This is a genomic window from Streptomyces sp. TLI_171 (assembly GCF_003610255.1).
Taxonomy (GTDB): domain Bacteria; phylum Actinomycetota; class Actinomycetes; order Streptomycetales; family Streptomycetaceae; genus Kitasatospora.
This window is the reverse complement of sequence record NZ_RAPS01000001.1, coordinates 2,019,421-2,040,915: the sequence shown is the minus strand read 5'-3', so window position 1 is coordinate 2,040,915 and position 21,495 is coordinate 2,019,421. Positions and strand designations below refer to the sequence as shown.

Genomic DNA, 21,495 nt, shown 5'->3' with positions numbered 1-21,495 from the left:
CGCCGGGAGATGTCACCGCCGGGCCCTAGGATCGGGGAGGCAGTGCAACCGGCAGGACAGGACGTGACGTGGCGACACAGGGTGCAGGCAAGAGTGCGGCCGAACGGCCCCGGCTGATGCTGCTGGACGGGCATTCGATGGCCTACCGGGCCTTCTTCGCCCTGCCGGTGGAGAACTTCTCCACCACCACCGGGCAGCACACCAACGCGGTCTACGGCTTCACCTCGATGCTGGTCAACACCGTGCGGGACGAGGCGCCCACCCACCTCGCGGTCGCCTTCGACCTCTCCCGGCAGACCTTCCGCGCCACCGAGTTCCCCGAGTACAAGGCCAACCGCGCCAAGACGCCCGACGAGTTCCGCAGCCAGATCCCGCTGATCGGCGAACTCCTCGACGCCATGCGGATCCCGCGGATCACCGCCGAGGGCTTCGAGGCCGACGACATCATCGCCACCCTCGCCACCGCCGCCGCGGCCGAGGGCTTCGAGGTCCTCATCGTCACCGGCGACCGGGACTCCCTCCAGCTGGTCAGCGAGCACGTCACGGTGCTCTACCCGACCAAGGGCGTCTCCGAGCTGACGCGCTACACCCCCGACAAGGTCGCCGAGAAGTACGGCGTCCGCCCCGACCAGTACCCGGACCTCGCCGCGCTGCGCGGCGACCCGTCCGACAACCTGCCCGGCATCCCCGGCGTCGGCGAGAAGACCGCCGCCAAGTGGGTCAACCAGTTCGGCTCCTTCGAGGAGTTGGTGAACCGGGCGGACGAGGTCAAGGGCAAGATCGGCGAGAAGCTTCGCGAGCACCTCGACTCGGTCAAGCGCAACCGGATCCTCACCGAACTCGTCCGGGACGTCGAACTCCCGCTCGGCGTGCCACAGTTGGAGCGCAGCGCGTTCGACCGAGACGAGGTCGCCCGCCTGATGGAGGCGCTGGAGTTCCGCAACCCCAACTTCCGCGACCGGGTGGCCGGCATCGACCCCGCCGCCGCCGACACCGCGGCCGCCGCCGAGGCCGCCCCCGGCCTGCAGGTCGACGGGGACCTGCTCACCGTCCCCGGCGCGCTCGTCGCCTGGCTGGAGGAGCACACCGGCGCGGGCGACCGCACCGCGCTCGCCGCCGACTACAGCTGGGCCCTCGGCAGCGGCCGGGTCCAGCAGGTCGCGCTCGCCACCGGCGACGCCGCCGCCTGGTTCGACCCCGCCGCCCTGGAGGAGGACGACGACCGGGCCTTCACCGCCTGGCTCGCCGACCCCAAGCGGCCCAAGGCCCTGCACATCGCCAAGCAGGTCATGCGCGCCTTCGCCGAGCAGGGCTGGCGGTTCGCCGGCGTCACCGCCGACACCGCGCTCGCCGCCTACCTGGAGAAGCCCGGCCGCCGCGCCTTCACCCTCGACGTCCTCGCCGAGGAGTACCTGGCCCGCTCGCTCGCCCCCGCCGCCCAGGCCGAGACCGGCCAACTCACCTTCGACGCCGACGAACCCGACCCCACCGCCGGCGCCCAGGCCCTGATGACCGAGGCCCGCGCCGTGCACGACCTCGCGGTGCTCTTCGACACCCGGCTCGCCGAGGTCGGCGCCGTCGAACTGTTCCACGACATGGAGCTGCCGATCGCCGAACTCCTCGCCCGGATGGAGCGCCACGGCATCGCCGCCGACCGCGCCTGGCTGCAGGGCCTGGAGGCCCAGTTCGCCGCCGAGATCCAGCGCTGCGTCGAGGAGGCGCACGCCGCCGCCGGCCGCGAGTTCAACCTCGGCTCGCCCAAGCAGCTGCAGGAGGTCCTGTTCGGCGACCTCGGCCTGCCCAAGACCAAGAAGATCAAGACCGGCTGGACCACCGACGCCGACGCGCTCACCTGGCTGGCCACCCAGACCACCAACGAACTCCCGGTGATCCTGCTCCGCCACCGCGACCAGGCCAAGCTGCGCACCACCGTCGAGGGCCTGCTCAAGACGGTCTCCCCGCAGGGCCGGATCCACACCACCTTCCACCAGATGGTCGCCGCCACCGGCCGGCTCTCCTCGCAGGACCCGAACCTGCAGAACATCCCGGTCCGCACCGAGGAGGGCCGCGCCATCCGCCGCGCCTTCGTGGTCGGCGAGGGCTACGAGACGCTGCTCACCGCCGACTACTCGCAGATCGAACTGCGCATCATGGCGCACCTCTCCGAGGACACCGCCCTGATCGAGGCCTTCGCCTCCGGCGAGGACCTGCACACCACCGTCGCCTCCCAGGTCTTCTCGGTCGCCCCGGGAGACGTCGACGCCGAGATGCGCCGCAAGATCAAGGCGATGTCCTACGGCCTGGCCTACGGCCTGTCCGCCTACGGCCTCTCCCAGCAGCTCGGCATCAAGCCCGCCGAGGCCCAGGGCCTGATGGACACCTACTTCGAGCGCTTCGGCGGCGTCCGCGACTACCTGCAGAACGCGGTGGAGGAGGCCCGCGCCGTCGGCTACACCGAGACCCTGCTCGGCCGCCGCCGCTACCTCCCCGACCTCACCAGCGACAACCGCCAGCGCCGCGAGATGGCCGAGCGGATGGCCCTGAACGCCCCCATCCAGGGCTCCGCCGCCGACATCGTCAAGATCGCCATGCTCCGGGTCGACGAGGCGCTCACCGCCGCCGGCCTCACCTCCCGGATGCTGCTCCAGGTGCACGACGAAATCGTGCTGGAGGTCGCGCCCGGCGAACGCGAGCGGGTCGAGGCCGTAGTCCGCGAGCAGATGGCCGGCGCCTACCCGCTGCGCGCCCCGCTCGACGTCTCCGTCGGCGTCGGCTCCAACTGGGAGGCGGCGGCCCACTAGCGGGCCGGGGCGGCCCCGGTCCCGGCGGCCGGGGCCGCCCCCAGCAGTCCGAACGCGAGCACGGCGGCGGCCGTCCGGACGGCGTGCGCGAGCTGCCAGCGGTCGCGGGCGGCCGCCCAGTCCGCCGGTGGCGCCTGCACGCTCCAGTGCAGCTGGTCCGCGTTCACCGGGAGGTTGACCACGACCGTGGTGACCAGCACGAGCAGCAGCAGCACCAGCGCCGCCGCCGGGAACCGGAACGCCCGGCCGCGGGCGCCGGCCCGGAACGCCGTCACGGCGAGCGCGACCGTGGCCACCAGCGCGGGCAGCAGGGTGGCGGAGGCGAGGTCGTCCAGCCGCCGGAGCTCGACCTGCCGGACCTGGGTGTAGACCGAGGCGTCGAACTGCCGCAGGGACAGCTCCAGCACCAGCACGGTGACCAGGAACCCGGCGAACAGGCCGGTCAGCATCAGACCCGCGAAGCGCAGGGCGGCGACCGCCCGCCCCCGTCCCGGCGCGGCGTCGGTGGCCATGAGCATGTGCACTCTCCTTCGTTCGGGTGATCGGTTCCGAGAGCCGCCGGGCGCCCCGGGTGTGACATCCGCCCGGCGGCGAGCCGCCTCAGGCCCGCTCACGGTCGATCAGGTGCCGCTGCAGGAAGCCGAGTTGGGCCTCGACCGCCTGCTCGTGCGACTCCAGGAACGGCGCGTAGTGCCGCCCGGGCAGACGGACCACCTCGGCACGCGGCGCCTCCCGGGCCGCCCCGAGGGCGGGACCGGGGAGCGCGCTCAGGTCCTGGTCGCAGACCACCACCAGCAGCGGGCAGCGGATCCGGGCGGCGTGCCGGCCGGGCCGGTAGCCCCCGATCTGCAGGGCGATCCGGGCGGCGACCGTCCGCTCCCACTCCGGGTGGCGGCCGTCCGGGTCGAGGGCCCGGTCGGCGTCCGTCGAGTCGGGCGTGGTGAGCGAGGCGACCGCACCGCGCGGCCCCGCGGTCGGGACCAGCAGCGGGGGCCGGCCGAGCAGGCCGCCGAGCAGGTCCGCCACGCCCAGGCCGAGCAGCCGCACCAGCGCGAGCGGCGTCATGGCGCGCAGCGCGTGCGGGGCGACCGCGCGGGCGTCGACCAGCGGGGTCTGGGCGATCGCGCCGGCCAGCCGCGGCTGGTCCGCCGCCACCCGGAACACGTGGCCGCCCGCCAGCGAGAAGCCCCAGACGCAGATCCGGTCCGGGTCGACGTCGGGCAGCGTGGCCGCGTACGCGATCGCGGCGTGCCAGTCGGCCACCTGCTCGTCGAAGCGGACGATCTGACGGGGCGTCCCCCCGCTCGCCCCGAACCGGCGGTGGTCGAAGACGAGGACGGCGAAACCGGCCGCGTTGAACCGGGCCGCGAACCGGTCGCCGGCCGGCCCCCTGGTCACCGCCGTACCGCCGGCCATGATCACGCAGCCGCCGTTGGACCCCGGGTAGTGCCAGGCGGCGCACATGGCGTCGCCGCTGGCGAAACGTACGTCGGTCCGTTGCTGGAACGCGGGCACGGGAACCTCCGGGAGGGGGAGAGCCGGGATGGAGCGGACGGTTCCCATCGTTGGCGCGGCGGCCCCGGAAGCGGCCGCGCGAGGCCCCGGGATGAGCGAAACTCGCCCTCATGGCATCCGAATCGGCGAATTCCGTCCTCGGCCCGGTGGACCAGCGGCTGGTGGCCGCCCTGCAGTGCGACGGGCGCATCACCGCGGAACGCGCGGCCGAGGCGCTCGGACTCGGCGCCGCCACCGTCCGCCGCCGCCTGCACGCCCTGACCGCCGACGGCACCGTCCGGGTGGTGGTCTCCCCGGTGGCGCGGCCCCGCAACGGCGGCTCCGCCGGGGCGCTGTTCCTGCGCATCCGGGTCCTGCGCGGGAAGCTCGACCCGATCGTGGCCGCGCTCGCCGCCCGCCCGGACATCCCGTTCGTCGACGTCACCACCTCCGGCGACGAGATCTTCGCCGTCGCCCGCACCGAGCCCGGCTCCCGCGACCGGCTGGTGTTCCGTCAACTCCCGTCCACCCGGGCGGTGACCGCACTGGAGAGCGCCACCATCCTGCACGTCTTCCGGCTCACCTCCGAGTGGCGCCACCAGGTGCTGACCGCCCCCGAACGCGCCGCCCTCGCGCCGGGCGGACCGCTGCCCGAAGCGGCCCCCTCCGGCCCGTACGGCGTCGACGCCGACCCGCTGGAGGAGGCCCTGATCGAGGCCCTCGCCCCCGACGCGCGCCTGACCGCCGCCGCACTGGCCGCCCGCACCGGCCACCCCGAGAGCACCGTCCGCCGCCGCCTCGCCCGGATGTCCGCCGAGGGCCGGCTGGTCACCCAGGTGGTGGTCGACCCGCGCCGCCTCGGACTGCCCATCGAGGCCAAGTTCCTGCTGCAGGTCGCCCCCGACCACCTGGCCGCCGCCGGGCGGGCACTGGCCGGCCACCCCTCGGTGCACGGCGCCTTCGCCACCTCCGGGCCGTCGAACCTGCACGCGGCCGGGTACTTCGCCGACCTGGCCGCCCTGTACCGCTTCCTCTCCCACGACCTGGTCGGCCTCGGCATCACCCACGTCGAGACCGCCATCGTCAGCCACGCCGCCAAACGCACGCCGTAAAGCGTTTGCGGGCCGCTCGCCGCCGCTCCGACACTGGCCCGATGGACGATCAGCTCCCGCCCGCCACCTTCGCCGACAAGCCGACCCTGCGGGGTGAGAAGGTCCTGCTGCGGCCCGTCCGGTTGGCGGAGGACCTCCCGATGCTCCGCGTCATGCTGCGCGACCCGGAGGTGCTCCGCTACACCTCCGACTCCTACACCCCCGTCGCGCCCGACTGGGACGAGGCGATGGAGCGCCGGATCACCGACTGGTACGGCACCCGCAACGCCCAGCCCGACCGCCTCGACCTGATCGTGGTCGACCGCGCCACCGGCCGGGGCGTCGGCGAGATCGTCCTCAACGAGTGGGACGAACCCAACCGGGCCTGCAACCTCCGCATCGCCCTCGGCCCCGACGGCCGCGACCGCGGCCTCGGCACCGAGGCCGTCCGCCTGCTCACCGACCACGCCATCCGCCGCCTCGGCCTGAACCGCGTCTCGCTCAACGTCTACGCCTTCAACCCCCGCGGCCAACGCGCCTACGAGAAGGCCGGGTTCAAGGTCGAGGGCATCCGCCGCCAGGTCCTGCGCCACGGCGACCAGTGGATCGACGACATCGACATGGCCGTCCTCGCCGAGGAGTGGGCGTAGCGCGACCGCTATGCTGCGCCGGCCGACCGAGGATGAGTGAGGGCGGGGTCGTGAAGGTGTTGCACGGCAGGGGCCGTCGGGCGGGTGCGGTGGCGGCTGTCGCTGCCGTGGTCGTCGGCGGGACGATGTGGGCGGCGACCTCGGGCTCCGACCCGCGCCCGGCAGCCGTGCCGCAGGTTGCGACGGCGAGCCCCCGGCCGACCGCCTCGCCGTCGCCGTCTCCGACCGCGTCGCCCACCCCGACGCCCGATCCCACGGTGGAGCAGGAGACGTCGGCGGCGAGCACCCCGACCGCGACGGCGGGCAGCCCGAAGGCGTCGAGGACCCCGATCACCGAGGTCGTCCCCGGTACGCACTGCAACTGCGACGACACGACGCCCTCGCGGAACCCGGACTGCCACTACAACGCCGAGGGGCGACTGATGGCCTGCGGGCCGATCCTGTCGCTCAGCCCGCTGCCCAACCCGGCGGCGACGGCCAGGGTGCCCTACACCCCTCCGCCGATGACCACGCCGCCCATCGGCCAGACCCCCACCGCAGGCTGACGGCGCGTCACTTGCGCGGGTTCGCGCGGCGGGTGGGGGCGGCGGTGGTGGGGTCCTCGGGCCAGGGGTGGCGGGGGTAGCGGCCGCGCAGGTCGGCGCGGACGGCGCGGTATCCCTCGCGCCAGAAGGCGGCCAGGTCGCCGGTGACGGCGGCGGGCCGCCCGGCGGGGGAGAGCAGGTGGACGGTGAGCGGGGCGCGGCCGTCGGCGAGGGCGGGCGCGGCGTCCCAGCCGAACAGCTCCTGGAGCTTGACGGCGAGAACGGGCCGGTCGCCCGAGTAGTCGACCCTGATCCGGCTGCCGGTCGGGACGGTGATCCGCTCGGGGGCGAGCTCGTCGAGCCGGCCGGCCTGGCCGCTCGCCCAGGGCAGCAGCCGCTGCAGCGCGGCGGCGGTGTCGATCCGCTCCAGGTCGGCGCGCCGGCGGGCCCGGGACAGCTCCGGCTCCAGCCACTCCTCGGCGGCGGCCAGCAGGGCCGCGTCGCTGACGTCCGGCCACGGCTCGCCGATCGTCCGGTGCAGGAAGGCCAGCCGTTCGCGCAGGCCGGCGGCGGCCGGCGGCCAGCTCAACAGGCCGCCCACGCCCTCCCGTTCGAGCCCGGTCAGCAGTGCCGCCCGGACCAGCGCCGGGTCCGGCGCGGTGAGGGGCGCGGCGGCCAGCTCGACCGCACCGAGGCTCTCCACCCGACGGGCCGTCACCTCCCGCTGCCGGGAGGACCAGGACACTTCCTCGCGCTCCTCCAGCAGCGGCGCTCCGGCCAGCCGGGCGGTCGCCTCGTCCACCGCGACGGCCCGCAGCACCCGCGCCGACGGCGACCCCGCCGGCCGGTCCGCGACCGCGATCGCCAGCCAGCCGCCGGCCGGCAGCCGCGAACCCGGCTGCACCTGCGCGGCGGTGCCGGACGCCATCAGGTACGCGCCCTCGCCGCCGTCCCGCGCGCGGGCCAGCCGCTCGGGGTACGCCAGCCCGACCACCAGCCCCGCGGCCCCGGCATCGGAGCGGCCGGAGGAGGCGCCTGACAGGTCGTCGGACACCGCGCCGGGCGCGGCGGTCTCGGCCGGGAGGCCCTGGTCCGGCGCGGCGGCGAGCGCGCGTTCCAGCCGGCGGGTCTCGTCCTTCCAGCGGCGCGCGTACGGGTCGGTGGAGTGCCGGACGGTGCGCCGGATCTCCGCCAGGTCGTCGCCGAGGGCGCGCGGCGCCTCCTCGGAGAGCAGCGCGACCAGTTCGGCGGCGCGCCGCGGGCCGACCGCGGCGGCCCCGTCCAGCAGGGCGCGGGCCAGCCGCGGGTGCAGGCCGGTGCGGGCGATGGCCCGGCCCCGGTCGGTGGCCCGGCCGGCCCCGTCGACGGCGGCCAGCGCGCGCAGCGTGCCGCGGGCGGCGGCCATCGCCCCGGCGGGCGGCGGATCGGGCAGGGTGAGACCGGCCGCGTCCGGGTCGCCCCAGCAGGCGGCCTGCAGGGCGAAGGAGGTGAGGTCGGCGAGCGCGATCTCGGGCGTGGGGAAGCGCGCCGCGCGGGCGTCCTCGGCCTCCGCCCAGCAGCGGTAGACGGTCCCCGGGGCCTCGCGCCCGGCCCGTCCGGCGCGCTGCCGGGCGGCGGCCAGCGAGGTGCGGACGGTGACCAGCCCGGACAGCCCCCGGGCGTGGTCGGTGCGCGGCTCGCGGGTCAGCCCGGAGTCCACCACCACCCGCACGCCCGGCACGGTCAGCGACGACTCGGCGACCGAGGTGCTCAGCACCACCCGCCGGCCCGAGCCGGGGCTCAGCGCCGCGTCCTGCACCGCCTGCGGGGCCTGCCCGTGCAGCTGCAGCACCTCGACCCCGGCCAACTGCCCGGCCACCCGGGCGATCTCGCCCACTCCGGGCAGGAAGCACAGCACGTCGCCGTCCCGCTCGGCCAGCGCCCGGCGCACCGTCGCCGCGACGTGCTCCAGCAGCGCCGGGTCCACCCGCGTCCCGTGCGGCGGACGGACCGCGGCCGGCGGCGGCGCCCACACCGTCTGCACCGGGTGCGAGACCCCGGCCGCGGCCACCACCGGCGCGCCGCCCAGCAGTTCGGACCAGGCCGCGGTGTCGGCGGTGGCGGAGGCCAGCAGCAGCCGCAGCTCGGGACGGAGCGCGGCCCGGACGTCCAGCAGGAACGCCAGCGCGGTGTCCGCGTCCAGGTGCCGCTCGTGGCACTCGTCGAGCATCACCACGTCCACGCCCGGCAGTTCGGGGTCGCGCTGCAGCCGCTGCAGCAGGACGCCGGTGGTGACCACCTCGACCAGGGTGCCGGGCCCGACCCTGCGCTCGCCGCGCACCGTGAACCCGACCGGGCCGCCGACCCTCCCCCAGCCCCCGGCGGGCTGGGAGCTACCCCCCTCGCCCGCCGGCTCGCCCAGCAGCCAGGACATCCGCCGCGCCGCCGCCCGCACCGCCAGCCGGCGCGGCTCCGCGACCAGCACCCGGCGCGGCTCGCCCCCGGTGAGGCCCGCCAGCGCCAGCGGCACCAGCGTGGTCTTTCCGGTGCCCGGCGGCGCGGACAGCACCGCCGTGCCGTGCTCCGCCAGCGCGGCCGCCAACTCCGGCAGCGCGGCGCGGACCGGCAGGTCGAACCCCCCGGGACGCACCGCGCTCAGCCGTCCCGCCGCGCGACGAAGATCGCCGTCCCCGGAATGTGCTCGCCGCGCAGCGGGCTCCAGCCGCCCCACTCCTGCTCCAACCCCTCCGGCCACTCCGGCTCCACCAGGTCCAGCAGCGTGAACCCGGCCGCGACCAGCTCCCGCACCCGGTCGCCGATCGTCCGGTGGTGCTCCACGTAGGTGGCCACGCCCTGCTCGTCCTGCTCCACGTACGGGGTCCGGTCGAAGTACGAGGAGGTGGCGGTCAGCCCCTCCACCCCCGGCTCGTCCGGGAACGCCCAGCGGATCGGGTGGGTCACCGAGAACACCCACCGCCCGCCCGGGCGCAGCACCCGGTGCACCTCGCGCATCAGCCGCCCGGTGTCCGCGCTGAACGGCACCGCGCCGTAGGCCGAGCAGGCGTGGTCGAACGCCCCGTCCGCGAACGGCAGCACGGCGGCGTCCGCCTGCACCACCGCGACCGGCTCCAGACCGCGCCCCAGGTCGATCCGCCGCGAGTGCTGCAACTGCCGGTAGGAGATGTCCAGCGCCACCGGCCGGGCGCCCTGCGCCGCCAGCCAGCGCGAGCACTGCGCGGCGCCCGAGCCGATCTCCAGCACGGCCGCGCCCTTCAGCCCCGCCGGATCGCCCAGCAGCCGCACCTCGCCCTCGTCCACCCCCTCCGGACACCAGGTGAACCGGTCGTCGCCCAGGAACTCCCCGTGCTCGTCCTGGTAGTCGTCCGCGTTCCGGTCCCACCAGTGCCGGCTGGCCCGGCTCGACTCCTGCTCCCCGGCCTCCCGCCGCAGCGCCTCGTCGCCGTCGTCGTCCTCGCCCTCCCCGTGATACGCGGCGGGGACGTCGTACCCGGACGGGTCGTAGTCGCGGGGCTCGGCGGGACCGGGGGCGGTGGAGTGGGTCATGGAATCCGTCACGTAGGCTATGGGCTTGCGGAAGCGCTGCTGCTGCGGAGCCGGACCTGTACGGGAACCGGGTCGGGCGGTGGCATCCGGGGTAGGGCCGGTGCCGTGGCAGCCGCGAGGCGCGCTATCGGAGGATATGGCCTGATCCATCCCGGCCTCTACCGGTCTCGTCGGCTTCGACGTTGACCGTGCCTGGGTGTCCCCGTATGCTACAAGTTGCGCTGCGGGCCTGCGCGCCTCGGACGGAGCAGGTTGCGCTCGCATCTGTCGAAGACCCCACGGTCGTCAGACGGACACCGGGATCCCGAGTCATGGGATTCGTTCGGTGGGCCGTTTTCTGGCCTGTACGGCTTTCGGTGGGAGCGATCAGGGGCCCTCCGCGTGGCATTACCTACGACTTCATGTCCGTACCGGAGCCCTTTTCCTAATGACGAGCCCCACCGACACCTCTGTCAGCACCACCCCGCAGGTTGCGGTCAACGACATCGGCGACGCGGACGCGTTCCTCGCCGCGATCGACGAGACCATCAAGTACTTCAACGATGGCGACATCGTTGAGGGCGTCATCGTGAAGGTCGACCGTGACGAGGTGCTCCTCGACATCGGTTACAAGACCGAGGGTGTCATCCCGTCCCGCGAGCTCTCGATCAAGCACGACGTCGACCCCCACGAGGTTGTCTCCGTTGGCGACAACATCGAGGCCCTGGTTCTCCAGAAGGAGGACAAGGAGGGTCGCCTGATCCTGTCCAAGAAGCGTGCGCAGTACGAGCGCGCCTGGGGCACGATCGAGAAGATCAAGGAAGAGGACGGCATCGTCACCGGTACCGTCATCGAGGTCGTCAAGGGTGGTCTCATCCTCGACATCGGCCTCCGCGGCTTCCTCCCGGCCTCGCTGGTCGAGATGCGCCGCGTCCGCGACCTCCAGCCCTACGTGGGCAAGGAGCTCGAGGCGAAGATCATCGAGCTGGACAAGAACCGCAACAACGTGGTCCTGTCCCGCCGCGCCTGGCTGGAGCAGACCCAGAGCGAGGTCCGCCAGACCTTCCTCACCACCCTGCAGAAGGGTCAGGTGCGCTCCGGCGTCGTCTCCTCGATCGTCAACTTCGGTGCGTTCGTCGACCTCGGCGGCGTCGACGGTCTGGTGCACGTCTCCGAGCTGTCCTGGAAGCACATCGACCACCCGAACGAGGTTGTCGAGGTCGGCCAGGAGGTCACCGTCGAGGTTCTCGACGTGGACATGGACCGCGAGCGCGTCTCCCTGTCGCTGAAGGCGACCCAGGAGGACCCGTGGCAGCAGTTCGCCCGGACCCACCAGATCTCGCAGGTCGTCCCGGGTAAGGTCACCAAGCTGGTTCCGTTCGGTGCGTTCGTCCGCGTGGACGAGGGCATCGAGGGCCTGGTCCACATCTCCGAGCTGGCCGAGCGCCACGTCGAGATCCCGGAGCAGGTCGTCCAGGTCGGCGACGAGATCTTCGTCAAGGTCATCGACATCGACCTCGAGCGTCGTCGCATCAGCCTCTCGCTGAAGCAGGCCAACGAGTCCCTCGGTGCCGACCCGGCGTCGGTCGAGTTCGACCCGACCCTGTACGGCATGGCTGCCTCGTACGACGACCAGGGCAACTACATCTACCCGGAGGGCTTCGACCCCGAGGCGAACGACTGGCTGCCCGGCTTCGAGAAGCAGCGCGAGGAGTGGGAGCGGCAGTACGCCGAGGCCCAGGCCCGCTTCGAGCAGCACCAGGCCCAGGTCATCAAGTCCCGCGAGGCGGACGCGGCTGCTGCCGCCGAGGCCGGCGAGGAGGCCCCGGTGTCCGGTGGCGGCGGTTCGTACTCCTCCAGCAGCGACGAGGGCTCCGGCGCGCTCGCTTCGGACGAGGCGCTCGCCGCGCTCCGCGAGAAGCTGGCCGGCGGCCAGAGCTGAAGCCCTGCGCTTCGGCAGCTGAATAGCTGACTGCACAGCAACCCCCCGTTCCAGGGTTTCCCTGGGCGGGGGGTTGCTGTTTTTGCTGCCCACCCGCCCGGCGGTGCACGCGGCACGGGTGAGGGGCGGAAGGAGCTTAAGTGGCTTTTATGTGAAGGGAATTGTGAGATGAGGCTCATCGTCCGTCTATAGGACGATCGCGAAGTCACGCATACATTGAGGGGACTTGTCCGAAAGGCTCCCCGCATGCGCAGCTTCCGCTCCACCGCAGCAGAGGTCCAGGTTTCCCAGGTTTCCGGTCGGTTGGCCGCGCTTGGGCGAGTGTGTTTCCGGCATCGCCGGTGGGTGCTGGCGTTCTGGGCCGTGGTGCTCGCGGTGGGGGTGCTGATCGGCGGGCGGGTGTTCGAGGGGTCGGTGGCGTCGACCGGCAGCGGGGGGTCGGAGTCGGCGCGCGGCACCTCGGTGGTGCAGGCGGCGGATCCGGTGAAGGGCACCGTGACGGCGGTGGTCGACGGGCCGGCGGTGGGCGACGCGGCGGTGAAGGCGGCGGTCGAGCAGGCGAGTGCGGAGGTGGCGAAGCTGCCGGGCGTGGCCTCGGTGGCGGACACGTACTCGACGGGCGGTCAGCTGACCGCGGGCGACGGCAAGGCGTCGCTGGTGAACGTGCGGATGGCGGACGGCTCGACGACCAGGCAGCTCGGCGCGGTCACGGACCGGCTGGAGCGGATCACCGCGGACGGCGCGCACACCGTGGTCGGCGGCGACCTGGTGCTGCAGCAGGAGGTGAAGGACCAGACCGCGAAGGACACCCGTTTCGGGGAGATCGTGACGCTGCCGCTCACCCTGATCGTGATGGTGCTGGTGTTCGGCGGCCTGGCCGCGGCGGGACTGCCGGGCATCGGGGCGATCGCCTCGGTGGGCGGGGCGCTGCTGGCGATGTTCGGGTTCAGCCGGATCATGGACATCGACACCTCCGTGCTGCCGATCGCGACGGTGCTGGGTCTGGGCCTGTCGATCGACTACGCGCTGCTGATGGTGAACCGGTTCCGGGAGGAGCGCGGCCACGGTGCGACGATCGCGCAGGGGGTGGAGCGGACCTCGGCGACGGCCGGCCGGACGGTGGCGTTCTCGGGGCTGACGGTGGCGGTGGCGCTGAGCGGCCTGTTCGTGTTCACCAGCCCGGTGTTCCGGGCGGTCGCGGTGGCGGGCGTGAGCGTGGTGGTGATCGCGGTGGCGGCGGCGCTGACGCTGGTGCCGGCGCTGCTGGGCTTCATGGGGTCGAAGATCAGGACGCCGACGGCGCCCGTCCCGGACGAGGGGTTCTTCTCGCGGACGGTGCGCCGGGTGCAGAAGCGCGCGATACCGGTGATGCTGGCCTGCGTGGCGCTGCTGCTGGCGGCCGGAGCGCCGTTCCTGGGTTCGGAGTTCCGCAACTCGGGGGCGGACGTGCTGCCGAAGAGCTTCGCGTCCCGGCAGGTCGCGGAGAGCGTGCAGGACCGGTTCGCGCAGCAGGCCCCGGCGGCGGTGCAGGTGGTGGTGGAGGGCACGCACCAGCAGGCGCAGAGCTACGCGGACGGCGTGGTGGCGAAGCTGCCGGGCGTCTCCGGGGTGCGGGCCGTGACGCCGGTGTCGGACGGGGTGTCGACCGTCGACGTGCTGGTGAAGGGCGATCCGCAGGGCGCCGGGGCGAAGCAGGTGGTCGGTGAGCTGCGCGACAACCGGGGCGGCCTGGACACGTACGTGACCGGGGACGCGGCCTCGCTGGTGGACTTCCAGCACGAGATCGGCTCGCGCGGGCCGTGGGCGCTGGGCCTGGTCGCGGCCGGGACGCTGGTCCTGCTGTTCATGATGACCGGGTCGGTGGTGCTGCCGATCAAGGCGCTGCTGATGAACGTGCTGTCGCTGGGGGCCTCGCTGGGTGCGCTCACCCTGGTGTTCCAGCACGGGTACTTCAGCTCGCTGCTCGGGTTCACCCCGACCGGCGGCCTGGAGACGGTGATCCCGGTCCTGGTGTTCGCTTTCGCGTTCGGGCTGTCGATGGACTACGAGGTGTTCCTGCTCTCGCGGATCAAGGAACTGCACGACCAGGGGTACGACTGCGCGAAGTCGGTGGAGCTCGGCCTGCAGCGCAGCGGTCGGATCATCACCTCGGCCGGGCTGCTGATGGTGATCGTGTTCGCCGGGTTCGCCGCCGGGCAGATGCTGATGGTCAAGCAGATGGGCATCGCGCTGGCGGTGGCCGTCGCGGTGGACGCCACCCTGGTCCGCACCCTGCTGGTGCCCGCCACCATGACGCTGTTCGGCCGGCTCAACTGGTGGGCGCCCGCGCCGCTGCGGCGCCTGCACCGGATCATCGGCCTCAGCGAGCACGTCGAACTGCCGCCGCTGGCCCCCGCGGTGCTGCCCGCGCCGCGCCCGGCGAAGCAGCGCGAGCCCGCGTTGGTGGGCGCGCCCTGAGGCTGCGGCCTAGGCTGGGCCGCATGCGACTGACCAAGTTCGGCCATGCCTGCGTCCGGATCGAGCACGCGGGCGGGGCGGTGCTGATCGACCCCGGGATGTTCAGCGGACCCGAGGTGGTGGCGGGCGTGAGCGCGCTGCTGATCACCCACGAGCACGCCGACCACTTCACCGAGCAGCAGGTCCGGGCGGCCGTCGAGGCCAACCCGGGCCTGCGGGTGTTCACCAACGGGGCGGTGGCCCGGCAGCTGGAGGGCATCGGGGCGCGGGTGACGGTGGTCGGCGACGGCGACGCGTTCGACCTGGACGGGCTGCCGGTCACCGTGCACGGCGAGTGGCACGCGGAGATCCATCCCGACATCCCGCGGATCCCCAACGTCGGCTTCCTGCTGGGCGGCCGGGCGTTCCACCCCGGCGACGCGCTGACCGTCCCGCCGGACACCGTGGACACCCTGCTGCTGCCGCTCGGCGCGCCCTGGCTGCGGGCCGGCGACCTGGTCGACTACCTGCGGGACGCGCGGCCGCGGCAGGCGGTGGCGATCCACGAGGCGACGCTGAGCGAGGCGGGGCAGGCAATCCACGGCCGGCTGCTCGGTCCGCAGGGGCCGGGAACGGGCGGGGTGGAGTACCGGACGCTGGCGGCGGGGGAGTCGGTGGAGCTGGTCTGACCCGCCGTCACCCCGCCTGCGCACCGCGGAGGGCGGCGCGCAGGCGGGGTGACGGGCGGTCAGGCGACGGGGCTCACGGCGGTGAAGGGGCGGCCGTCGAGCGTCCAGTGCGGATCGGGGGTGATCTGCAGGGCGGCGTACACGTGGGCGGCGACGTCGGTGTGGTGGAGCGGGCCGACGGGCGCGCCGGGGGTGATGTCGGGTCCGGCGGCGGCGATCCAGGCGGTGCGCTCCAGGCGGGTGCGGCCGCCGTGGCCGCCGGCGTCGACGTGGCCGTGGTCGGTGACCACGATGACGGTCCACTCCTCGGCGGCGTGGGTCGGGCGTTCGCGGAGGGCGGCGAGCAGGCGGCCGAGCCGGGCGTCGGCGGTCTCGATCGAGCGGCGGTAGTCCTCGCCGCAGCCGCGGAAGTGCGCGGTCTCGTCGACGGCGCCGAGGTACACGAAGGTGGCCTGCGGGTCGTCGTCGGAGCGCGCCAGCACGTACTCGGCCTCGGCGGTGACGCGTTCGTCGCAGACCTCCCACGCCTCGGGGGTGTCCTCCAGCGGGGCGATGTAGGAGAGCCGGGCGGGGGCGGCGAACAGCGGGCCGCCGTCGCGGGCCAGGAAGAGCGGTTCCCAGCCGCCGACGGCGAAGGTGCGGCGGCGGTGGGTCTTGGCCAGCCGGGTGGTGAAGTCGGGGAACACGTCGAGCCGGTGGCCGCCCAGGTGGTTGCCGTAGACGCCGTGCTTGGCGACGCCGACGCCGGTGGCGATGGTCGCCCAGCAGGGGCCGGACATGGTGGGGGTGGCCGCGTCGACCTCGACCGGGGAGAGGAAGCCGGCGGCGGCGACCGCGTCCAGGTGCGGGGTGCGCAGGCCGGGGAGGAGGTCGAGGCGGACGCCGTCGATGCCGACGACCAGGACCCGGCGCGGGCCGGCGGGCCAGAGGCTGGACACGGGAGTGCTCCGATTCGTTGGGATGCGCGGTGCGGGCCGCGTGACGAGGGTGGGTCCCCGGCACCCTAGACGGCGGCGCGGGCTCCGAAAAGCTGTACGGACAACTCGGGCCAGGCGCGGCACGGGTCGACGGTCGGAGAGTTCCCGTGATGTTCGCCCCGCGTTCGTCCTGCCGCGGGCCCCTGCGGCGGCCGCCGTACGGGCCGGTAACCTGGCGGCATGCTGAGGATCGGACTGACCGGCGGGATCGGCGCGGGCAAGAGCGAGGTCTCCCGCCAACTGGCCGCACGGGGCGCGGTGATCGTCGACTCGGACCTGATCGCCCGTGAGGTGGTCGCCCCGGGGACGCCCGGACTGGCGGCCGTGGTGGCCGAGTTCGGGCCCGGGGTGCTGCGCGCGGACGGCTCGCTGGACCGGCCCGCGCTGGGCGCGATCGTGTTCGCCGACCCGGCCCGGCGGGCGAAGCTGAACGCCATCGTCCACCCCCTGGTGCGGGCCCGCTCCGCCGAGCTGGAGTCCGCCGCGGGGCCGGACGCGATCGTGGTGCACGACGTGCCGCTGCTCGCCGAGAACGGGCTCGCGCCGCTCTACGAGCTGGTCGTGGTGATCGACGTCCCCGACCAGGAACGGCTGCGCCGGCTGGTCGAGTTGCGCGGCATGGCCGAGGAGGAGGCCCGGGCCCGGATGGCCGCCCAGGCGACCCGCGAGGACCGGCTGAAGGTGGCCGACCTGGTGCTCGACAACAGCGGCGACCTGAACCGACTGGCCGGCCGCGTCGACGAGTTGTGGGAGCAGCTGGAGCAGCGCCGCTCCTAGGATGCCGACCGCCGGCCCGCGCGGGATGCTGGGAGGACGAGCGTCCCGGGGCATCGGCTGGGGGCCGGCTGTGATGAGTCCTGCCAGAAGAATGGCCGCGCTGCCGTGCGGGCGGCGCGGCAAGTGGGTGGTGCTCGGGCTGTGGCTGGCGGTGCTGGTGGTCTTCGCGCCGCTGGCGGGGAAGCTGATGGGGGCGGAGGACAACCAGGCGTCCAGCTGGCTGCCCGCGAACGCCGAGTCGACCCGGGTGCTGGAGGCGCAGCGGCGGTTCCAGCCGGTGGAGACCGCGCAGGCCGTGGTGGTGTACCAGCGGGACGGCGGCATCACCGTCGAGGACCACGCGAAGGCGGTGCGGGACGCCCAGGAGTTCGCCGGGGCCCCGCACGTGACGACGCCGATCGTCGGGCCGACCGCGTCCGGCGACGGGAAGGCGCTCCAGACGGTGGTGCCGGTGCAGGTCGGCGACACCGGGTGGAACAACCTCGGGCCGGCCGTGGACAGCCTGCGGGCGACCGCGGCGGCGGGCGCGCAGCCCGGGCTGGTGACGCACGTGACCGGACCGGCGGGCGTGGCCGCGGACCAGTCGAAGGCGTTCGAGGGCATCGACGGGACGCTGCTGTACGCGACCGTCACCGTGGTGATCGTGCTGCTGCTGCTCACCTACCGCAGCCCGGTGCTGTGGCTGCTGCCGCTGCTGTCGGCGGGCGTCGCGCTCACCGTCGCCGAGGGCGTGGTGTACCTGTTCGCCGCGCACGCGGGGCTGACCGTCAACGCGCAGAGTGCGGGCATCCTGATCGTGCTGGTGCTGGGTGCGGGCACCGACTACGCGCTGCTGCTGACGGCCCGGTACCGGGAGGAACTGAGGCGCCATCAGGACCGGCACGAGGCGATGGCGGCCGCCCTGCACCGGGCCGGGCCGGCGATCCTGGCGAGTTCGGCGACGGTCGCGGCGTCCATGCTGTGCCTGATGGTCGCGGAGATGAACTCCACCAGCGGCCTGGGGCCGGTCTGCGCGATCGGCGTCGCGGTGGCGCTGGTGGCGATGCTGACCCTGCTGCCGGCGCTGCTGGTGGCGTTCGGCCGCTGGGTGTTCTGGCCGGTCCGGCCCGCGTACGGGACGCCCGAGCCGACCCGGACCGGCCGGTGGGCGCGGATCGGCGGCTGGATCGCCGGCCGTCCGCGCAAGGTGTGGGTGGGCACCTCGCTGGCGCTCGCCGCGTGCACCCTCGGGCTGGTGTCGCTGAACGCGGCCGGGCTGAGCTCGGCGGGGACGTTCACCGGCACGCCGGACTCCGTCACCGGGCAGCGGACGCTGGCCGCGCACTTCCCCGGCGGGACGGGCGCGCCGGTGTCGGTGGTGAGCGCCGCCGGGCCGCTGGACGCCGTCCGGCAGGCCGCCGCGAGCACGCCCGGGATCGCCGGGATCGGGCCGACGGTGGAACGCTCCGGCGAGGCGTACTTCCAGGCCACGCTGACCGACCCGCCGGATTCGGCGGCGGCGAGGGCCACCGTGGACCGGGTCCGGGACGCCGTGCACGCGGTGCCCGACGCCGACGCGAAGGTCGGCGGGCCGACCGCGGTGGCGCTGGACGCCGGGCGGGCCGCCGCGCACGACAACAAGGTGGTCATCCCGCTGGTGCTGGCCGTGGTGCTGCTGATCCTGGCCGCGCTGCTGCGGGCCGTGGTCGCGCCTCTGGTGCTGATCGCGACGGTGGTGCTCAGCTACGCGGCGGCGCTCGGCGTCAGCGCGTTCGTCTTCGCGCACGTCTTCCACTTCGAGGGCCAGGACCAGGCGTTCCCGCTGTTCGTCTTCGTGTTCCTGGTGGCGCTCGGCATCGACTACAACATCTTCCTGATGACCCGGGTCCGGGAGGAGTCCGGGCACCTGGGGACCCGGCGCGGCGCGGTCGCCGGCCTGGCCGCCACCGGCGGAGTGATCACCTCCGCCGGGCTGATCCTGGCCGCGACCTTCGCGGTGCTCGGCACGCTGCCCGTGGTGGCGTTCGCCGAGATCGGCTTCGCCGTCGCCCTCGGCGTCCTGCTGGACACCCTGGTGGTGCGCTCCGTCCTGGTCACCGCCCTGACCGCCGACCTCGACCACCGGATGTGGTGGCCCGGCGCGCTGTCCCGGGCCGCGCCGGCTCAGGGGCCGGTGACCACCGGGAGGGCGGTCTCCGGGCGGGCCCAGTCGGACCAGGAGCCGTCGTAGACGGTGGGGGAGGGGTGGCCGGCGAGGTGGGCGGCGAAGGCGAGGACGCAGGCGGTGACGCCGGAGCCGCAGGAGGCGACCAGCCGGGGGCGGCCGGCGGTGGCGGCGGCGAGGCGTTCGCGCAGCGCGGGGAGCGGGAGGTAGCGGCCGTCGGCGGCGAGCAGGTCGGTGAAGGGGAGGTTGGTGGAGCCCGGCAGGTGGCCGCCGCGCAGGTGGGGACGGGGTTCGGGGGCGGCGCCGGTGAACCGGTCGTGGGCCCGGGCGTCCAGGACGGCGGTGTCGGGGTCGGTGAGGGCGGCCGCGACGGCGTCCCGGTCGAGCAGTCGGCCCGGGCGCGGGCGGGCGGTGAAGTCGCCCGGGGCGACCGGGAGTTGCTCGGTGCTGACGGGATGCCCGGCGGCCTGCCAGGCGGGCAGTCCGCCGTCCAGGACGGCGGCCCGGTCGAAGCCCATGGCGTGCAGCATCCACCAGGCGCGGGGGCTGGAGTACACCCCGGCGCCGTCGTACGCCACCACCGTGGAGCGGTCGCCGACGCCGAGCGCGCGCAGTTCGCGCTGGAAGTCCGCGGCGGCGGGCATGGTGTGCGGCAGCGGGGAGGAGTGGTCGGAGAGCGCGCCGTCGATGTCGAAGGGCCGCGCCCCGGGGATGCGTACGGGGGCGTGCCGGTGCGCGCCCACGCCCGCGTCCAGGACCACCAGGTCGGGGTGGCCGAGGTGGGCGGCCAGCCAGTCGGCGTCGACCAGCGGGGCGGGCAGCGGCAGTGCGGTCATGGCGGGCGCTCCGTCGGTGAGGGGACTGCCATGATCGCACCGCCGCGGGTGCGGCCCCGGGGTCAGGGCTTGCGGGCCACGCCCGCCCAGATGGCGACCTGGCCGTCGGTGTCCTGCGGCGGCTGGTCGGGCCGCCAGAGCGGGGCGGTGACCAGGCCGGGCTCCAGGAGTTCCAGGCCGTCGAAGAAGCCGAGCACCTGCTCGCGGGTGCGCATGGTGAGCTGCGCGGTGGCGGAGCGGTAGACGGCGGGACCCTTCTCGGCGTCCTCCCGGGGCACGAAGTCGCCGGTGGCGTGCGAGAGCGCCAGGTAGCTGCCGGAGGGCAGCGCGTCCACCAGGGTGCGGACGATCGCGTACGGGTCGTCGGCGTCGTCGATGAAGTGCAGGATCGCGAACAGCTGCAGGGCGACCGGCTGTTCGAGGTCGAGCAGGCCGCGCACGGCGGGGTCGGCGAGGATCGACTTGGGCTCCCGCAGGTCGGCCTGCAGCACGCTGACGCTGCCCTGCTGGGCGCCGGCCAGCAGGGCCCGGCCGTGCACCAGGACGATCGGGTCGTTGTCCAGGTACGCGACCCGCGCGGACGGGTCGACGGACTGCGCGATCTCGTGGGTGTTGCCGGCGGACGGGATGCCGGTGCCGATGTCCAGGAACTGGCGCACGCCCAGCTCGGCGAGGGTGCGCACGGCCCGCTGCAGGAAGGCCCGGTTGGCCTGGGCGCTGATCCGCACCAGCGGGCTGAGCGCGAGCACCTGGTCGGCGGCGGCCCGGTCGGCGGGAAAGTTGTCCTTGCCGCCGAGGTAGTAGTCGTACATCCGGGCCGGGTGCGGAATCTCCGGGCGCAACTCGGCGGACGGCGGCGGGGTCTGGTCGCCGGACATCCAGTCGAGCGAGATTTCCTGATGGTCGGTCATATCTGCTCCCCCGTCGGTGGAACGCGCTTTCGGGGGCAGCATAGACGGCCCGGATTCCGGTGTGACAACGGACCGGCAAAGAGGGCGGTGGGGAGGTGGATCGTCCACGATGTCCGAGGGAAATCCGCTCGATCAGACGTTCGAATTTACGGGTGAATTCCCCGGTCGGTTCTCCCGGTCCGGTTCGGGGCCGGCGTCGGGGTCGCGGGTGAGCAGGTAGCGGGCGCCCGCTCCCGCGGTGGCGGCGCGGTCGCCGGCGTTGTAGAGGCCGCAGCGGGTCAGGGAGAGGCACCCGCAGCCGATGCAGCCGGTCAACTTCGCTTTCATCAGCTCGAGTTCGGCAATCTGCCGGTCGATTCGGCTCTGCCAGGTGGTGGCGACGGAGTTCCATTCGCGATGGGTGGGTGCGCGGTCCTCGGGGAGCCGGGCCAGGGCGGTGCGGACTTCGTCGAGGCTGAGGCCCACCTGCTGGGCGGCCCGGACGAAGGCGATCCGGCGCAGCGTGGAGCGCGGGTAGCGGCGCTGGTTCCCGGTGGTGCGGGCGGAGTGGATCAGCCCGAGGCTCTCGTAGTAGCGCAGCGCGGAGGTGGCGAGGCCGCTGCGCTCGGCGAGTTGGCCGATGGTGAGGACGTCGTGCCGGGAGGGTGCCATGGGTCGGCAGGATACCCGGGAACGCGCGCTTGACTTCAAGCGCGCTTGAAG

The 21,495-nt window shown here is 74.1% G+C and carries 17 protein-coding genes; 9 read left to right on the top strand and 8 right to left on the bottom strand.

Annotation, left to right across the window (positions count from 1 at the left end; all coding sequences use genetic code 11):
* Positions 1 to 116 precede the first annotated feature (116 nt).
* Positions 117 to 2,801, top strand: coding sequence for a DNA polymerase I (gene polA / locus BX266_RS09270; protein WP_259465074.1), 2,685 nt, complete (start codon positions 117 to 119; stop codon positions 2,799 to 2,801).
* On the opposite strand, the gene BX266_RS09265 is transcribed toward polA, so the two are convergent.
* Positions 2,798 to 3,319, bottom strand: coding sequence for an anthrone oxygenase family protein (locus BX266_RS09265; protein ID WP_259464622.1), 522 nt, complete (start codon positions 3,317 to 3,319; stop codon positions 2,798 to 2,800). The genes polA and BX266_RS09265 overlap by 4 nt on opposite strands.
* Before the next feature lie 82 nt (positions 3,320 to 3,401).
* On the bottom strand, positions 3,402 to 4,316 hold the full coding sequence (locus BX266_RS09260) for an alpha/beta hydrolase (RefSeq protein ID WP_218969242.1): 915 nt from the start codon (positions 4,314 to 4,316) through the stop codon (positions 3,402 to 3,404).
* Between the two features lie 110 nt (positions 4,317 to 4,426).
* Between BX266_RS09260 and BX266_RS09255 the strand changes: the two genes are divergently transcribed.
* The 3 genes from BX266_RS09255 to BX266_RS38440 all read left to right on the top strand — a co-directional run bounded on the left by BX266_RS09255 (position 4,427) and on the right by BX266_RS38440 (position 6,581).
* Positions 4,427 to 5,407 carry an Lrp/AsnC family transcriptional regulator gene (locus tag BX266_RS09255; protein WP_099898422.1) on the top strand — a complete coding sequence of 327 codons (981 nt, stop codon included), beginning with the start codon at positions 4,427 to 4,429 and terminating at the stop codon, positions 5,405 to 5,407.
* Positions 5,408 to 5,448: 41 nt separating this feature from the next.
* Positions 5,449 to 6,036, top strand: coding sequence for a GNAT family N-acetyltransferase (locus BX266_RS09250; protein WP_099898421.1), 588 nt, complete (start codon positions 5,449 to 5,451; stop codon positions 6,034 to 6,036).
* Positions 6,037 to 6,293: 257 nt separating this feature from the next.
* Positions 6,294 to 6,581, top strand: coding sequence for a hypothetical protein (locus BX266_RS38440; protein WP_180290425.1), 288 nt, complete (start codon positions 6,294 to 6,296; stop codon positions 6,579 to 6,581).
* A gap of 7 nt (positions 6,582 to 6,588) precedes the next feature.
* On the opposite strand, the gene hrpB is transcribed toward BX266_RS38440, so the two are convergent.
* Complete coding sequence (gene hrpB, locus BX266_RS09240) at positions 6,589 to 9,189, bottom strand: ATP-dependent helicase HrpB (protein WP_099898419.1); 2,601 nt, start codon at positions 9,187 to 9,189, stop codon at positions 6,589 to 6,591.
* Positions 9,190 to 9,194: 5 nt separating this feature from the next.
* Positions 9,195 to 10,115, bottom strand: a complete 921-nt coding sequence (locus BX266_RS09235) for a class I SAM-dependent methyltransferase (protein WP_259464621.1) — start codon at positions 10,113 to 10,115, stop codon at positions 9,195 to 9,197.
* Between the two features lie 415 nt (positions 10,116 to 10,530).
* Here BX266_RS09235 and rpsA point away from each other — a divergent pair, with 415 nt between their 5' ends.
* From rpsA to BX266_RS09220, 3 genes are all read left to right on the top strand, one after another.
* Positions 10,531 to 12,024: a 30S ribosomal protein S1 gene (rpsA, locus tag BX266_RS09230; protein ID WP_033213011.1), complete on the top strand. Its 1,494-nt coding sequence runs from the start codon at positions 10,531 to 10,533 to the stop codon at positions 12,022 to 12,024.
* Positions 12,025 to 12,369: 345 nt separating this feature from the next.
* Positions 12,370 to 14,481, top strand: coding sequence for an MMPL family transporter (locus tag BX266_RS09225; protein WP_180290424.1), 2,112 nt, complete (start codon positions 12,370 to 12,372; stop codon positions 14,479 to 14,481).
* Positions 14,482 to 14,504: 23 nt separating this feature from the next.
* The gene (locus BX266_RS09220) at positions 14,505 to 15,149 is read left to right on the top strand and encodes an MBL fold metallo-hydrolase (RefSeq protein WP_099898417.1); all 645 of its coding nucleotides are present in this window, start codon (positions 14,505 to 14,507) and stop codon (positions 15,147 to 15,149) included.
* 59 nt (positions 15,150 to 15,208) lie between these two features.
* Here the strand turns inward: BX266_RS09220 and BX266_RS09215 are convergent, their stop codons facing one another.
* Entirely contained in the window at positions 15,209 to 16,087 is an 879-nt protein-coding gene (locus BX266_RS09215; RefSeq protein ID WP_099898416.1) for an alkaline phosphatase family protein, read from the bottom strand.
* A 219-nt stretch (positions 16,088 to 16,306) separates the two neighbouring features.
* Here BX266_RS09215 and coaE point away from each other — a divergent pair, with 219 nt between their 5' ends.
* Entirely contained in the window at positions 16,307 to 16,903 is a 597-nt protein-coding gene (gene coaE / locus BX266_RS09210; protein ID WP_099898415.1) for a dephospho-CoA kinase, read from the top strand.
* A gap of 91 nt (positions 16,904 to 16,994) precedes the next feature.
* Positions 16,995 to 19,112: an MMPL family transporter gene (locus tag BX266_RS09205; protein WP_099898414.1), complete on the top strand. Its 2,118-nt coding sequence runs from the start codon at positions 16,995 to 16,997 to the stop codon at positions 19,110 to 19,112.
* On the opposite strand, the gene BX266_RS09200 is transcribed toward BX266_RS09205, so the two are convergent.
* The 3 genes from BX266_RS09200 to soxR all read right to left on the bottom strand — a co-directional run bounded on the left by BX266_RS09200 (position 19,046) and on the right by soxR (position 21,444).
* Positions 19,046 to 19,882, bottom strand: a complete 837-nt coding sequence (locus BX266_RS09200) for a sulfurtransferase (RefSeq protein WP_099898413.1) — start codon at positions 19,880 to 19,882, stop codon at positions 19,046 to 19,048. The genes BX266_RS09205 and BX266_RS09200 overlap by 67 nt on opposite strands.
* Positions 19,883 to 19,944: 62 nt before the next feature.
* A complete protein-coding gene (locus BX266_RS09195) occupies positions 19,945 to 20,793 on the bottom strand; it encodes an SAM-dependent methyltransferase (RefSeq protein ID WP_099898412.1) in 849 nt (282 codons plus the stop codon).
* 132 nt (positions 20,794 to 20,925) lie between these two features.
* Positions 20,926 to 21,444 carry a redox-sensitive transcriptional activator SoxR gene (gene soxR, locus BX266_RS09190; RefSeq protein ID WP_099898411.1) on the bottom strand — a complete coding sequence of 173 codons (519 nt, stop codon included), beginning with the start codon at positions 21,442 to 21,444 and terminating at the stop codon, positions 20,926 to 20,928.
* Positions 21,445 to 21,495: the final 51 nt, after the last annotated feature.